The 14,383-nt window shown below is 67.3% G+C and carries 16 protein-coding genes; 14 read left to right on the plus strand and 2 right to left on the minus strand.

Going from position 1 to position 14,383, the window contains the following annotated elements:
- The first annotated feature begins 67 nt into the window (after positions 1 to 67).
- The 11 genes from FOC67_RS05760 (at position 68) to FOC67_RS05810 (ending at position 9,522) form a co-directional block, all read left to right on the plus strand.
- The gene (locus FOC67_RS05760) at positions 68 to 532 is read left to right on the plus strand and encodes a glycine zipper 2TM domain-containing protein (RefSeq protein WP_003082056.1); all 465 of its coding nucleotides are present in this window, start codon (positions 68 to 70) and stop codon (positions 530 to 532) included.
- 328 nt (positions 533 to 860) lie between these two features.
- Positions 861 to 3,662 carry a monovalent cation/H+ antiporter subunit A gene (locus FOC67_RS05765; protein ID WP_003108684.1) on the plus strand — a complete coding sequence of 934 codons (2,802 nt, stop codon included), beginning with the start codon at positions 861 to 863 and terminating at the stop codon, positions 3,660 to 3,662.
- Positions 3,662 to 4,000: a Na+/H+ antiporter subunit C gene (locus FOC67_RS05770; RefSeq protein WP_003082068.1), complete on the plus strand. Its 339-nt coding sequence runs from the start codon at positions 3,662 to 3,664 to the stop codon at positions 3,998 to 4,000. Before FOC67_RS05765 ends, FOC67_RS05770 begins: the two co-directional genes overlap by 1 nt.
- Positions 3,997 to 5,496 (plus strand): monovalent cation/H+ antiporter subunit D, encoded by a 1,500-nt coding sequence (locus FOC67_RS05775; RefSeq protein WP_009315433.1) that lies wholly within the window; start codon positions 3,997 to 3,999, stop codon positions 5,494 to 5,496. Before FOC67_RS05770 ends, FOC67_RS05775 begins: the two co-directional genes overlap by 4 nt.
- Entirely contained in the window at positions 5,493 to 6,017 is a 525-nt protein-coding gene (locus tag FOC67_RS05780; RefSeq protein ID WP_003086371.1) for a Na+/H+ antiporter subunit E, read from the plus strand. The genes FOC67_RS05775 and FOC67_RS05780 overlap by 4 nt, the downstream gene beginning before the upstream one ends.
- A complete protein-coding gene (locus tag FOC67_RS05785; RefSeq protein ID WP_003082079.1) occupies positions 6,002 to 6,271 on the plus strand; it encodes a K+/H+ antiporter subunit F in 270 nt (89 codons plus the stop codon). The genes FOC67_RS05780 and FOC67_RS05785 overlap by 16 nt, the downstream gene beginning before the upstream one ends.
- Positions 6,268 to 6,615, plus strand: a complete 348-nt coding sequence (locus FOC67_RS05790; RefSeq protein WP_003086373.1) for a Na+/H+ antiporter subunit G — start codon at positions 6,268 to 6,270, stop codon at positions 6,613 to 6,615. Before FOC67_RS05785 ends, FOC67_RS05790 begins: the two co-directional genes overlap by 4 nt.
- Positions 6,616 to 6,728: 113 nt before the next feature.
- Positions 6,729 to 7,634 carry a DMT family transporter gene (locus FOC67_RS05795; RefSeq protein ID WP_003140610.1) on the plus strand — a complete coding sequence of 302 codons (906 nt, stop codon included), beginning with the start codon at positions 6,729 to 6,731 and terminating at the stop codon, positions 7,632 to 7,634.
- Between the two features lie 10 nt (positions 7,635 to 7,644).
- On the plus strand, positions 7,645 to 8,742 hold the full coding sequence (locus tag FOC67_RS05800) for a PLP-dependent cysteine synthase family protein (RefSeq protein WP_003086377.1): 1,098 nt from the start codon (positions 7,645 to 7,647) through the stop codon (positions 8,740 to 8,742).
- A 10-nt stretch (positions 8,743 to 8,752) separates the two neighbouring features.
- Positions 8,753 to 9,274: a GNAT family N-acetyltransferase gene (locus FOC67_RS05805; RefSeq protein WP_003086379.1), complete on the plus strand. Its 522-nt coding sequence runs from the start codon at positions 8,753 to 8,755 to the stop codon at positions 9,272 to 9,274.
- Positions 9,271 to 9,522, plus strand: coding sequence for a hypothetical protein (locus tag FOC67_RS05810; protein ID WP_009315435.1), 252 nt, complete (start codon positions 9,271 to 9,273; stop codon positions 9,520 to 9,522). The genes FOC67_RS05805 and FOC67_RS05810 overlap by 4 nt, the downstream gene beginning before the upstream one ends.
- A 28-nt stretch (positions 9,523 to 9,550) precedes the next feature.
- Here FOC67_RS05810 and FOC67_RS05815 read toward each other — a convergent pair whose 3' ends face one another.
- The gene (locus FOC67_RS05815) at positions 9,551 to 10,216 is read right to left on the minus strand and encodes a COG3650 family protein (RefSeq protein WP_003082099.1); all 666 of its coding nucleotides are present in this window, start codon (positions 10,214 to 10,216) and stop codon (positions 9,551 to 9,553) included.
- Positions 10,217 to 10,310: 94 nt separating this feature from the next.
- Here FOC67_RS05815 and FOC67_RS05820 point away from each other — a divergent pair, with 94 nt between their 5' ends.
- On the plus strand, positions 10,311 to 10,709 hold the full coding sequence (locus FOC67_RS05820) for a DUF488 domain-containing protein (protein WP_009315436.1): 399 nt from the start codon (positions 10,311 to 10,313) through the stop codon (positions 10,707 to 10,709).
- 10 nt (positions 10,710 to 10,719) lie between these two features.
- Here the strand turns inward: FOC67_RS05820 and FOC67_RS05825 are convergent, their stop codons facing one another.
- A complete protein-coding gene (locus FOC67_RS05825) occupies positions 10,720 to 11,319 on the minus strand; it encodes a short chain dehydrogenase (RefSeq protein WP_009315437.1) in 600 nt (199 codons plus the stop codon).
- 105 nt (positions 11,320 to 11,424) lie between these two features.
- Here FOC67_RS05825 and FOC67_RS05830 point away from each other — a divergent pair, with 105 nt between their 5' ends.
- Entirely contained in the window at positions 11,425 to 12,339 is a 915-nt protein-coding gene (locus FOC67_RS05830) for a LysR family transcriptional regulator (RefSeq protein ID WP_003082110.1), read from the plus strand.
- 98 nt (positions 12,340 to 12,437) lie between these two features.
- Positions 12,438 to 14,348 carry an ATP-binding protein gene (locus FOC67_RS05835; RefSeq protein WP_083842338.1) on the plus strand — a complete coding sequence of 637 codons (1,911 nt, stop codon included), beginning with the start codon at positions 12,438 to 12,440 and terminating at the stop codon, positions 14,346 to 14,348.
- Positions 14,349 to 14,383 lie beyond the last annotated feature (35 nt).

Genomic DNA, 14,383 nt, shown 5'->3' on the forward strand with positions numbered 1-14,383 from the left:
GCCAGGTGACAGGAGCGGCTGCGGGAGAGTCTAATATTCGTCAGTTATCCCTTTCGGAGATGCCGTTATGCGCAAGTCTGCCTTGATCGTTGCTTCCTTCACCGCCATGGCCCTGGCTCTTGGCGGCTGCCAATCCAGCCTCACCGGCGATACCTACAGCCGTGAGGAAGCCCGTACCGTGCAGACTGTACGCATGGGCACCATCCAGGCCTTGCGCCCGGTCAAGATCGAAGGCACCAAGACCCCGATCGGTTCCATCGCCGGTGCCGGCGTCGGCGGTGTCGCCGGCAGCGCGGTGGGCGGCGGCAAGGGCAGCTACGTCGCGGCCATCATCGGCGCGGTCGCTGGCGGCCTGCTGGGCGCGGCTACCGAAGAAGGCCTGACGCGCACCCAGGGCGTCGAGATCACCGTGCGCGAAGACGACGGCAGCACCCGCGCCTACGTCCAGCAGGTCGATCAGGGCCAGATCTTCCGCGTCGGCGAGCGCGTGCGCATCCTGACCGTCAACGGCACCAGCCGCGTCGCTCACTGATTCTTCCCTCGTTGTCCCACGGCCGGCACTTCGCCGGCCGTTTTCGTTGTGTCGCCGAGCCACTGCCGGGGTTGTCTTGCTAAGCTTCAAGTCGTTGCCGTTGCAGAGTTTTTTTCGGCTTTCCGGCAGTCGGAACGCCTGAATTTTGTAATAATTCAATCCATGACGTTCGTTCGATAGATTGCGATAATCGCAGCTCCGTTGCGCCGCGCCTGCCGGTGGCGGGCGGGGCTTCGAGCTGCTGGCGATCCGGCCGCGCACCGACAACCGCGGGGAAGCACCGCCGGCCAGGCATGCCGGGGGCTCCGCCACCGAAGAGGAGTAGCCCATGATTCTGGCGCTGATCATCGCGCTGCCGTTCATGGGGGCGTTGTTGCCCCTGCTCGCCGAGCGTGGCGGCCGCACCTTGTGCGCGGCGTCCGCCGGCGTGGCGCCGCTGATCGGCCTGGTCCTGTTGCTCGGGCAGCGCGGCACGGTGTTCGCCGGGCAGACCCTGACCGCCAGCTATTCCTGGCTGCCGGAAATCGGCATCAACCTCAGCCTGCGCCTGGACGGCCTCGGTTTCCTCTTCGCCCTGCTGATCCTCGGCATCGGCCTGCTGGTGATCCTCTACGCCCGCTACTACCTCTCCGAACAGGAGCCGATGGGGCGTTTCTTCGCTTTCCTGCTGCTGTTCATGGGCTCCATGCTCGGCGTGGTGCTCGCGGAAAATCTCTTGCTGATGATGCTCTTCTGGGAGCTGACCAGCCTGTCCTCGTTCCTGCTCATCGGCTTCTGGGGCAGCCGTTCCGACGCCCGCAAGGGTGCGAGGATGGCCCTGACCGTTACCGGAGGGGGCGGCCTGGCGCTGCTGGCCGGGGTGCTGCTGCTCGGCCACATCGCCGGCAGCTTCGAACTCACCGAGGTCCTCGCGGCTGGCGAGCTGATCCGCGCCCACGCCCTGTATCCGCTGGTACTGATCCTGATCCTGCTCGGCGTGTTCACCAAGTCGGCGCAGTTCCCCTTCCATTTCTGGCTGCCCCACGCGATGGCGGCGCCGACCCCGGTTTCCGCGTACCTGCACTCGGCGACCATGGTCAAGGCCGGCGTGTTCCTGCTGGCCCGGCTGTATCCGGCGCTGGCCGGCACCGAGTGGTTCTTCTACCTGGTCAGCCTGAGCGGCCTGGTAACGCTGTTGCTGGGCGCCGGCATGGCACTGTTCCAGCATGACCTGAAGGGGCTGCTGGCCTACTCGACGATCAGCCACCTGGGCCTGATCACCCTGCTGTTCGGCCTCGACTCCCCGCTGTCGAACGTCGCCGCGGTGTTCCACATCATCAACCACGCGACCTTCAAGGCCTCGCTGTTCATGGCCGCCGGGATCATCGACCACGAGACCGGCAGTCGCGACATGCGCCTGATCAACGGGATGTGGAAGTACCTGCCGCATACCGCGGTGCTGGCCATCGTCGCCTCCCTGGCGATGGCCGGGGTGCCGCTGCTGAACGGCTTCCTCAGCAAGGAGATGTTCTTCGGCGAAACCCTCAGCCAGAACCTGCTGGGCAGCTTCAACTGGCTGGTGCCGGCGGTGGCGACCCTGGCCGGCGTGTTCTCGGTGGCCTATTCGCTGCGTTTCATCCACGACGTGTTCTTCAACGGCGAGCCGGCCCGGTTGCCGAAGTTCCCGCCCCACGAGCCGCCGCGTTACATGAAGGTACCGGTGGAGATCCTGGTGTTCCTCTGCCTGTTGGTCGGCATGCTGCCGGCCTACACCGTGGCGCCGCTGCTGGCCGCCGCCGCCAGTGCCAGCCTTGGCGGGCAACTGCCGGAATACAGCCTGGCGATCTGGCACGGTTTCAACCTGCCATTGCTGATGAGCGTGGTGGCGCTGGTTGGCGGTGTGCTGGTCTATGTCCTGCGCAAGCCGCTGTTCAACTGGTACGCCGGGTTGCCGGAGGTGGACGCCAAGCTGGTCTTCGAGCAGCAGGTGCAACGTGTGGTGGCCCTGGCCGCGCGCCTGACCGCCTGGCTGGAGAACGGGTCGCTGCAGCGCTACCTGGCCTGGCTGCTGGGCGCGGCGCTGGTCGTGGTGGCGGTCGAGCTGGCGCCGCTGGCGAGGCTGACCGGCTCGCGCGGGCTGACCCCGCTGGACGGTATCACCGCCCTGGGCATGCTGGTGCTGGCCTTCAGCGGCCTGGCCACGGCGCTGTTCCATCGCATGCGCCTGGTCGCGCTATTGATCCTCAGCGTCGCCGGCCTGCTGGTGGCCCTGGCCTTCGCTCGCTTCTCGGCCCCGGACCTGGCGCTGACCCAACTGTCGGTGGAAGTGGTGACCATGGTCCTGCTGATGCTGGCGCTGTATTTCCTGCCCTCGCGCACTCCGGCGGAGTCCTCCAGCCTGCGCGGCTTGCGCGACGTGGCGCTGGCCGGCGGGGTCGGCATGCTGGTGGCGCTGCTGGCCTACGCGGTGCTGACCCGGCCCTACGAGAGCATCGCCGGATTCTTCGTCGAGAACAGCGTCTCCGGGGGCGGCGGCTACAACGTGGTCAACGTCATCCTGGTGGACTTCCGTGGTTTCGATACCCTCGGCGAGATCAGCGTGCTGGCGATCGCCGGCGTCGGCATCTACGCGATGCTCGCCGGTTTCGCCCTGCACAAGCCGACCTGCGACCCGCAGGGTCGCAACTGGGCCCACGCCAAGCACCCGCTGATCCTGGAAACCCTGTCGCGGGTGCTGCTGCCGCTGGCGTTGCTGATCTCGGTGTTCATCTTCCTGCGCGGCCACAACCTGCCGGGCGGAGGTTTCATCGCCGGCCTGGTGACTGCCATCGCCCTGGTGCTGCAGTACATCGCCAGCGGCTCGCAGTGGGTCGAGCAGCGCCTGCCGCTGAACTATGCGGCCATGGCTGGCGCCGGAGTGCTGATCGCCGGGCTCACCGGGCTCGGCAGCTGGCTGTTCGGCTATCCGTTCCTGACTTCTGCGTTCGGCCACTTCGAGTTGCCGCTGATCGGCGAGATCGAGCTGGCCACGGCGATGCTGTTCGACCTCGGCGTGTACCTCACCGTGGTCGGTGCCGCGCTGCTGATCCTGTCCTACCTCGGCAAGCTCAGCCTGATGCCTGAACCCGTCGCACAAGAGGAGGCGCTCTGATGGAAGCCCTGTTCGCCATCACCCTCGGCCTGCTCACCGCCAGCGGCGTCTACCTGCTGCTGCGGGCGAGGACTTTCCCGGTGGTGCTCGGTCTCACGCTGATCTCCTACGCGGTCAACCTGTTCCTGTTCGCCATGGGCCGGCTCGGCGGCAGCGTCGCGGTGATCGGCACTCCCGGGGAGTATGGCGACCCGCTGCCGCAGGCGCTGGTGCTGACCGCCATCGTCATCGGCTTCGCCATGACCGCCTTCGTCGTGGTCCTGGCCCTGCGTGGCCTCGGCGACCTCGGCAGCGACCACGTAGATGGACGCCCGGACGAGGAGGAGCCGCGCCCATGAGCCATTGGCTGATCCTGCCGATCCTGCTCCCCCTGTTTGCCGGCAGCCTGTTGCTGTTGCCGCTGGCCGAGCGCTGGCGGCGCGGCTTGTCGTTGCTCGCGGCGCTGGCGCTGATCCCATTGAGTCTGTTGCTGATGCGCACGGCCGCCAGCGGCGACCTGAGCGTCTATGCCCTGGGCAACTGGGCGGCGCCGTTCGGCATCGTGCTCATGCTCGATCGTCTCGCCGCCCTGATGCTGCTGGCCACCGCGGTGCTCGGCAGCGCCGCGCTGATCTACGCGCTGCGTGGCGACGACCGCCTGGGCAAGCATTTCCACGCGTTGTTCCAGTTCCAGCTGCTCGGTATCAACGGCGCCTTCCTGACCGGCGACCTGTTCAACCTGTTCGTGTTCTTCGAGATACTCCTGATCGCCTCCTACGCGCTGCTCCTGCATGGCGGCGGCGCGGAGCGGGTCCGCTCGGGCCTGCACTACGTGATCCTCAACCTGGTCGGCTCGGCGTTCTTCCTGATCGCCGTGGGTACCCTGTATGGCCTCACCGGCACCCTGAACATGGCCGACATGGCGCAGAAGATCGCCATGGCCGATGCCGAGCGCGCGCCGCTGCTGGCGGCTGCCGGGTTCCTGCTGCTGGTGGTGTTCGCCCTGAAGGCGGCGCTGTTGCCGCTGTACTTCTGGCTGCCGCGCGCCTATGCCGCGGCCAGCGCGCCGGTGGCGGCGCTGTTCGCGATCATGACCAAGGTCGGCATCTACTCGATCCTGCGGGTCTACACGCTGGTCTTCGGTGAGGCCGCCGGCGAGCTGGCCAACCTGGCGCAGGCCTGGCTCTGGCCGCTGGCCCTGGCGACCCTCGGCCTGGGCGCGATCGGTGCCTTGGCGGCGCGGACCCTGCAAGGCCTGCTGGCCTACCTGGTGGTGGTCTCCGCCGGAACCCTCCTGGCTGGCGTGGCGTTGGGCAGCGAGCGGGCGCTGGCGGCGTCGCTGTACTACCTGCTGCACAGTACCTGGATCGCCGGTGGCCTGTTCCTGCTCGCCGACCTGGTCGCCCGCCAGCGCGGCGACAAGGCCGGCGACCTGGTCCAGGGCCCGGCGTTGCAGAACCCTCGGTTGCTCGGCGGGGCCTTCTTCATCGGTGCCATCGCCGTCGCCGGTCTGCCGCCATTGTCGGGGTTCTTCGGCAAGATCATGCTTTTGCAGTCGGTCGCTCCCGGCAGCCAGGCGCTGGCCCTGTGGAGCGTGGTACTGGGCAGTGGCCTGGTGGCGCTGGTGGCGTTGAGCCGGGCCGGCAGCACACTGTTCTGGCGCACCGGGCATACCGTGCTCGGTAGCGCCGAACTGGACCACGGCCGCTTGTTCGCCTGCATCCTGTTGCTCTCCGCCGGCCCGTTGCTGGTGTTCGCTGCGAAGCCGCTGCTGGCCTACGTCCAGGCCACCGCGGCGCAGTTGCACGACCTCGACCTGTATCGCCAGATCATCACCCGCGGAGGTGCCGCATGATCAGCCGTTCGTTGCCGCGTCCGCTTCTTCGCGTATTGCCTCATCCCGTGCTTAGTGTCCTGCTGTTGCTGGTCTGGTTGCTGCTGGTGGATTCCTTCGCCATCGGCCACTGGCTGCTCGGCGCCTTCCTCGGCGTGTGCATTCCGCTGCTGACCAACCGCCTGCTGGTCGGGCGCAGCCAGGAGTGGCATCCGTTGCTGCTGTTGAAGCTGCTGGTGCTGGTGATGTGGGACATCCTCGTCGCCAATGTCCAGGTCGCCCGTCTGACCCTCGGACCGATCCAGCGCTTGCGTCCGGCCTTCGTCGAGGTGCCGATCGAGCTGGAGAACGACCTCGCCATCAGCGTGCTGGTGAGCATCGTCTCGCTGACCCCGGGGTCGGTGTCGTCGGACCTCAGCGACGACCGCAAGACCCTGCTGGTGCACGGCCTCGACGTGCCGGACAAGGCGGCGCTGATCGCCGAGATCAAGCAACGCTACGAAGCGCCGCTGAAGGAGATCTTCCCATGCTCGCTTACGTGATCCCGCTGTGCCTGGCGCTGCTCGGCCTGGCCCTGTTGCTGACCCTGGCGCGCCTGGTCAAGGGGCCGTGCCTGCCGGACCGGGCGCTGGCGCTGGACACCCTCTACGTGAACGCCATCGCCCTGCTGGTGCTGTACGGCATCTGGCGCGACAGCGACCTGTTCTTCGAGGCGGCGCTGCTGATCGCGGTGCTCGGTTTCGTCGGTACGGTGGCGGTGGCCAAATACATGCTGCGCGGAGACATCATCGAATGACTGGCGAACCCCTGAGCCTGTGGGTGGAAATCCTCGTCTCGGCGTTCCTCCTGCTGGGCAGCGCCTTCGTCCTGATCGGCGCGATCGGCCTGTACCGCCTGCCGGACTTCTTCATGCGCCTGCACGGGCCGACCAAGGCCACCACCCTCGGGGTCGGCGGGGTGATCGTCGCCTCGCTGATCTATTTCTCCAACCGCCAGGCGGGCATCAGCCTGCATGAGCTGCTGATCAGCCTGTTCCTCTTCATCAGCGCTCCGGTCAGCGCCTACATGCTGGCCAAGGCCGCGGTGCTGCAGCAGTTGCCGCTGGAGAAGAAGACTCGCGGCAAGCCCTGGGAGCAGTGAGGCACGGCGCAACAGTTTTGCCCGCTTTCTGTGCCTGTCGGCGCGGCTAGTCGGCTGCCTATACTGGGAGTCCTTTTTCCGGCGCCGCGACGGCGCCCGTGGTGGAGATTCCCTTGACTCGGACGCGCTGGTTCGCCCTGGCCTGCCTGATCCTGGCGATGGCGCTGTGGGGCAGTTCGTACGTGGTGCTGAAGGTCGCTTTCCGCGAACTGCCGCCGCTCTGGGTGATCTTCGGTCGCATGGCCCTCGGCAGCCTGGTGTTCCTCGTCGCCTGGCGCTGGCGGGGACGCATCGACTACCGCTCGGGCGACTGGAAGTACCTGCTCGGCCTGGCCGTCTGCGAACCCTGCCTGTACTTCCTCTGCGAATCCTTCGCCCTGCAATACACCAGCGCGGCCCAGGCCGGGATGATCACCGCGCTGCTGCCGTTGCTGGTGGCGGTGGGGGCCTGGTTGCTGCTGCACGAACGGATCGGTCGGATGACCTGGATCGGCTTCGGCCTGGCGGTGCTCGGTTCGATCTGGCTGAGCCTCGCCGGCGAGCCCGACCTGCACGCGCCGCAGCCGCTGCTGGGCAACTTCTTCGAACTTCTCGCGATGCTCTGCGCCACCGGCTATACCCTGTTGCTGAAGCACCTGTCGGCGCGCTACTCGGCATTCGCCCTGACCGCCATGCAGGCCTTCGTCGGCACGTTGTTCTTCCTGCCGCTGGCGCTGGCCAGCGCCGACCTGCCGAGCCAGCCCAGCGCGCTGGGGATCCAGGCGGTGGTGTATCTCGGCGTGGTGGTCACGGTGGGCGCCTACGGCCTGTACAACTTCGGCGTCGGTCGACTGCCGGCCAGCCAGGCCTCGGGATTCATCAACCTGATCCCGGTCTTCACCCTGGTATTCGCCGCGCTGTTCCTCGGCGAAACCCTCAACGGCCCGCAGATGCTCGCTGCCGGCCTGGTCTTCATCGGCGTCGCCATCAGCCAGTGGCGCAGCGCTCCGCCGCCGCCTCCTGCCGGCGTCCTGAACTGAAGGAGTTTCCATGACCGTCGACCAACGCCAATGGGCCCGCGAGGCGATCCGCATCATCGAAGCGGATTTCCAGCGCAGCGCCGATACCCATTTGATCCCCCTGGAGACTCCCGGCCTGCCTGGCGTCGAACTGTACTTCAAGGACGAGTCCAGTCACCCCACCGGCAGCCTCAAGCATCGCCTGGCGCGCTCGCTGTTCCTCTATGCGCTGTGCAACGGCTGGCTCAGGCCGGCCGCGCCGGTGATCGAGGCATCGAGCGGCTCCACGGCGATTTCCGAAGCCTATTTCGCACGCCTGCTGGGCCTGCCCTTCATCGCCGTGATGCCGGCCAGCACCTCGAAGGAAAAGATCGCCCAGATCGCCTTCTACGGCGGCCAGAGCCACCTGGTGGAGGACCCCACCCAGATCTACGCCGAGTCCGAACGCCTGGCGCGGGAGAGCGGTGGCCATTTCATGGACCAGTTCACCTATGCCGAGCGCGCCACCGACTGGCGGGCGAACAACAACATCGCCGAGTCGATCTTCCAGCAGATGCGCCACGAGCCGTACCCGACCCCGACCTGGCTGATCTCCAGCCCCGGTACCGGCGGCACCCTGGCGACCCTCGGCCGCTACGTGCGCTATCGCCAGCACTGCACCCGGGTGCTCTGCGCCGACGCCGAGCGTTCGGTGTTCTTCGACGCCTATGTCAGCGGCGACCGTGGCCTGACCCTGGATTGCGGTTCGCGGATCGAGGGCATCGGCCGGCCGCGGGTCGAGGCGTCCTTCCTGCCGGAAGTGATCGACGCGATGGTCAAGGTACCGGACGCCTGGTCGCTGGCGGCCATGCATTACCTGGCCCGGCGCCTGGGGCGGCGGGTCGGCGGCTCCAGCGGAACCAACCTGATCGGCGCCCTGGTGGCCGCACGGCAAATGGTCGCGGCCGGCGAGAAGGGGTCGCTGGTGGCGATTCTCTGCGATGGCGGCGAACGCTATGCGACCACCTATTATGATCCTGTCTGGCTGGCCAGACAGGGCTATGCGCTGGAACCCCTGGTCGAGGCGCTGGCTGCCTGCGTCGAGCGCGGCGTGGCGTTGCCCGACGGGCTGCTGGTGGTTGGACTTTGAAGGAGTGGATATGCACCGTTTGCGAGCTGCCGAAACCGGCGATATCGAGGCCATGACCGACCTGCTGCTGAGCCACGGGCCGAATCCCTGGAACCATTTGCCGGAGGAGGGGGTGCGTGCGCATCTGCGAGCCATCGCCGACGGCGAGGTACGGGCCGTCCTGGCCGAGCGCGACGATCGGCTGCTGGGGTTCGCCAGCTTCCGCCGCACCGAGGATTTCGCCCATTACCAGCCGCAGCGTGCCGATGCGCCGCGGGCCTACATCTGCGAGGCGGTAGTGCATCCGGCGGCGGCCGGCCAGGGGCTCGGCAGCGCGTTGCTGGAGGCGGTGCTGGCCCAACTGGCCGACGAAGGCATCGAGGATGTCTATATCGATCGTCACGAAGAGAACCTGGCGTCGGCGGGAATGATGCGCAAGGCCGGCTTCGTCGAGCTGGAGACCTACGCCGATCCGGCGCGGCGGCCGAACGGCTCGGGGCGCTCGACGGTGTGCCATCGCAATCTTTCCCTCCAGCGCAGAGCCGTGCGATGAGTTTCATCCGCCTCAAGGTGCGCGCCGCCTTCATGGTCCACGGCTACGACGCGGACAACCGGGAAATCGTCGAGCAGATCGGCGAGGAACGCTTCGTCGAGAAACTGCTGCGCATCGAACGGATCCAGTCGATCAGCGAGAAATACCTGCTGGTCAGCGCCTCCCACGGGCGCGTCGCCTACTGGGAGTACGAGAGCGGCCTGACGGCGCTGCGGCGGCGCCTGGAGCAGGCCGGATTGCTCTTGTAGGGAAAGGGCCGTCGCGCGGCCCCTCGCTTCACTTGCCCAGTGCGCCCGGATAGGCGCAGCCGCGCAGCGTCTCGCCATCGATGCGCAGTTCGGCGGAGTAGCTGCTGAAGGCACCGCTCATGCTGTCGGTGCAGGACGACGGGGCGATCCACAGTTCGACCTTCTTGCCGTTCGCCTCGCTGGAATAGCTGGTGCTGCCGTTCGGCAGTTCCTCGGCGACGTAAGGCAAGGCCAGGGTCTCGTGTTCGGGGCGGTCCAGGCGCAGGCCCTGGTTGTTCACCCTGGCGCTCCAGAAGGGTTCGTTGCCGTTGGCGGCGAAGGTCAGCAGCTTGAAGTTCGGGTCGTCGCAGCCGGGGCCCTCGTTCTGCACGCGGTACAGTCGGCTGACCTCCAGCTTGCCGTCGGTACCGCGGACCTTGGCCGGTCCCATGGTGCCGCGCAGGTCGACGAACAGGCCCTGGGCGCCGTCGTCGAACAGGCTATCGGCTTCGCGGCGCAGGCCGGTATTGGCCACGTCCTCGATGCTGAACAGGCGCTTCTCGGTACAGGGGCGGAATTGCAGCGCGCCGTTGATCTTCACCAGTTCACCCTGGAAGCGGGTGTCTACACTGGTGCTCGGCGATTCGGGCTTCCACACCTGGCAGGCGGCGAACAAGGGGAGCAGGCTGTAGACCAGCAGACGGGCAGGGCGCATAGGGAAGACTCCATCGAAAATGCGCCCACGTTACCGAGCGTCCGGGCCTAGCTCAAGTCCGGATCGGACTTCATCGCAACCAGGGAGTCGATCGATGATCCAATGCAAGCGTGTATACGAACCGGCGTCGCCCGCCGATGGCCGGCGCGTACTGGTGGACCGGCTGTGGCCGCGCGGCATCCGCAAGGAAGCCCTGGCCATGGACGACTGGCTGAAGGAGGTCGCGCCCTCCAACGAGGTGCGCAAGCAGTTCTGCCACGATCCGGCACTCTTCGACAGCTTCCGTGAACACTACCGCGCCGAGTTGCAGGCGCACCCGGAACATTGGTGGGGCCTGCTCGACTGCGCTCGCGAGGGCACCCTGACGCTGCTCTACGGCGCCCACGACCAGCAGCACAACAATGCCGTGGTGCTGGCCGAGTTCCTCGAGGAAGAGCTGGACCGCCAGAAGCCGGGCAGTTCGCCGACCTGCTACGCCGACCGCCTCTCCTGAGAAATATCGCTTACCAGATGCGGTACACCTGGCCGGTCTGCGCGCCTTCCACGCTGCGTGCGTAGCCCAGCGCGGCGTCCGCCGTCGGAACCGGCTTGAAGCCACGGAAGTAGGGCGCGTAGCCGGGCAGCGCCTCGCTGACCACGGTCGGGCTGACGGCGTTGATGCGCAGGCCGCGCGGCAACTCCAGGGCTGCGCCGCGGACGAAGCCCTCGACGGCGCAGTTGACCATGCTCGCCGAACTGCCGAAGCGGATCGGCTGCTCGGCGAGCACGCCGCTGGTGAGGGTGAAGGAGCCCCCGTCGTTGGCGTACTCGCGGCCGAGCAGTACCAGGTTGACCTGGCCCATCAGCTTGTCGCGCAGGCCGAGCTGGTATTGCGCCTCGCCCATTTCCTCCAGGGCGCCGAAGTGCACCTTGCCGACCGCGGCGACCAGCGCGTCGAAGCGACCGGTCTTCTCGAACAGGGCGCGAATGGAGTCCGCGTCGCTGATGTCGACCTGGAAATCGCCGCTGCTGTGGCCTACCCGGACGATCTCGTGGCGCTCGCCGAGTTCTTTGTCGATGCCCTTGCCAAGGGTGCCGCTGGCGCCGATCAGGATGATTTTCATACAGGCCTCTCGTTGCGTGAAGGTGAGTGGTTTCCAGTGTAGAGTCGCCTTTGCTGTGGATAATCCTGTCAATCGACAACCTGCCGTTTTCATAGGGAAACAATCGTGAAGGACCTGGACGATCTCGCCGCCTTCGCCGTACTCCACGACCTGGGCAGTTTCACCCGCGCCGCCGAGCGCCTCGGTTGCAGCAAGGGCCAACTGTCGAAGCGCATTGGCGTCCTCGAGCAGAAGCTCGGCGTAACCCTCTTGCACCGCACCACCCGCCGTCTTTCGCTGACCGCCGCCGGCGCCGCGCTGCTGCCCGAGGCGCAGGCGTTGCTGGTGCAGGCCGAGCGCGCGCGGCAGGCGGTGGCGCGCTTGCAGGAGCGAGCGGAAGGACGGGTGCGGGTGACCCTCCCGGTCTCGCTGGGCGAGACCCTGTTCGACGCGCTGCTGGAGGACTTCCAGGAACGCCATCCGCTGCTGCGCGTCGAGCTGGACCTGTACAACGGCCTGCGCGACCTGGTTGGCGAGGGCTTCGACCTGGCGATCCGCTCTGGGGTCGAGCAGGACGCCCGGCTGGTGGCGCGGCCGCTGTTCGTCCTGCAGGAAATCACCTGCGCCAGTCCCGCCTACCTGGCGCGACATGGCGAGCCGCAACGCCCGGCCGAGCTGGCCGAGCGCGAGTGCCTGCTGAACTCGCACTACAGCGGCCACGAGGAGTGGCTCTATCACCGCCACCATCGGCTGGAGCGGGTACGGGTTGCCGGCTTTCTCGCCAGCAACCACTACAGCCTGTTGAAGAAAGCCGCGCTGGCCGGCACCGGCATCGCCCGGCTGCCGTCATACATGGTCCACGACGAACTGGGCGACGGCCGCCTGGCCTGGTTGCTGCGCGACTACCAGACGCGCAGCACGCCGATGTTCCTCGTCCATCCGTTCCAGGGCGGCCTGCCGCGGCGCACCCAGGTGCTCGCCGATTACCTGCTCGACTGGTTCGAGCGCAGCCGGCGACAATTGATCGGCCTGGAGGGTTGAACATTTCGCCGCGACGCGGCTCTATTGCACTCCGGGCCGCTTCCATGCGGCCTGAAGCTCATCGCGGGCACGCCGTTGCACAAGGAACGTGACGGAACGTGGCAGAATCCCGCACCGGACCGCTCGCGTGCGAGCGGACGCCATTCATCGAACGCTTGGATAGGGACATGCAAAGCAGCTTTCCGCAATCGAACACTCCCCAGATCCGTCGCGCTGGAGTCGACCTCAACGGCGTGATGTCGGTGCTCAGCAAGCACCTCTATTCCACGCCCACCGTGGCGTTGCGCGAGCTGGTGCAGAACGCCCACGACTCGATCCTCCGTCGCCGCCTGGAGCAGCCCGACTGGCAAGGGCCGTCGCGAATCGAGGTGATCGGCGACAGCGCCAGCAACACCGTGCGCATCGTCGACACCGGCGCCGGGCTCACCGAACACGAAATCCACGCCTACCTGGCCACCGTCGGCGTCGGCTACACCCGTGGACTGCGCCAGTCCGGCCACGAGGACAGCGGGCTGATCGGCATGTTCGGCCTGGGCTTCCTCTCCGCTTTCGTCCTGGCCCGCCGGGTCAGCGTGCGGACCACGTCCTACCAGCAGCCGGAGCTGGGCTTCTGCTACGTCTCCAGCAACGCCGAGCAATACAGCGTGACGCCGATGCCGGCACGCCCGGTAGGCACCGAGATCACCCTCGAACTGCAGGACGAATACAGTGCGCTGACCCAGGCCGCGCGCCTGCGCGAGATCCTCGAACGCTACTGCGTGCTGTTGCGCGAGCCGATCCACGTCGGCGGCGACGCCCAGCCGATCAACCCGGAGCCGCCGCCGTGGCGGCTGATCGCCGACGCCGCGCTGCACCCGCTGCAACGGCAGCGCCGCGACCTGGAGTTCGCCGCACGCTTCGAGCACGACTTCGAGCCGATCTGCTGCCTGCCGGTGCGCCCGGACGAGCGGGTCGACGTGCAGGGTCTGCTGTGGATCCAGGACGGCGGCACCTATGGCACCAGCGACAACCGCAATCTCTCGGTTTTCCTCCGCGGCATGCTGCTCGACGATGACGCCCGCGACCTGCTGCCGTCCTGGGCCGGGTTCGTCGGCGGGGTGATCGAGTCGAACCGCCTGACGCCCACCGCCAGCCGCGAGGACCTGCAGCGTGACGACCATTACGCGGCGATCCAGCATGCGCTGGCCGAGGCGCTGATCGCCGGGCTCGGCGAGGTGGCGCGGCAGCAGCCGGAGGCCTGGCGGCGGGTCCTGCTGCGGCACAACGAGGCCCTGCTGGGAGCGGCGTTGTGCGACGAGCGTCTGTTCGCGCTGATGATGGACAGCCTGCGCGTACCCACCTCCCAGGGCGACCTCCCGGCTTCCGAACTCCTTTCGCGCGGAGCGGTGCATGTGCTGCTGGACAACGACAGCGGCTTCGAGGAAATGCTGTTCCGTGCCATGGGCGTACCGGTGGCCCATGGCAATCGCTATGCGGTGGTACCCTTCCTCCGTCGCTGGGCGCAGGCCAAGGGGATGCGCCTGGTGGAGCTGGGCACCGAGCAGGGCAACCGCCAGTTGTTCCGCCTCGACCGACTGCCCGAGCGCGAGACCGGCTGGCTGGCCGAACACCTGGGCGGCGCCGAGGAGCAACTGGTGATCGCCCGCTTCAGCCCCGAGGAATTGCCGCTTGTGGTGGTGCCCGACCGCGACGCCGAACTCAAGCGGCGACTGGAGGACGACGAGGCCGACAAGCGTATTTCCACCGCGGCGTTGCGCCTGGCCCGGCAGTTCACCCGCAGGCTCGACAATCGCCAGCCGAGCCGGCTCTACGTCAACCTCGACAATCCGGCGGTGCAGGCGCTGCTCGCGGCCGTCGGCGAGGAACGCGGCGAAGCGGCCCATGCGGCGCTGCTGCTGCGCTCGTTCAAAGTGATCATCGCCGGACAGGGACGCGGCCAGCCCGCGACCTCGCTGAACCAGGCCCTGGCCGGACTCGCCGATTCGGTGAAGCGCCTGCTGGGGCAATAAGAAAATTCGCAACACGCCTGATGGAGACTGAAGCA

This window comes from Pseudomonas sp. FDAARGOS_761 (assembly GCF_013343155.1).
Taxonomy (GTDB): Bacteria; Pseudomonadota; Gammaproteobacteria; order Pseudomonadales; family Pseudomonadaceae; genus Pseudomonas; species Pseudomonas aeruginosa.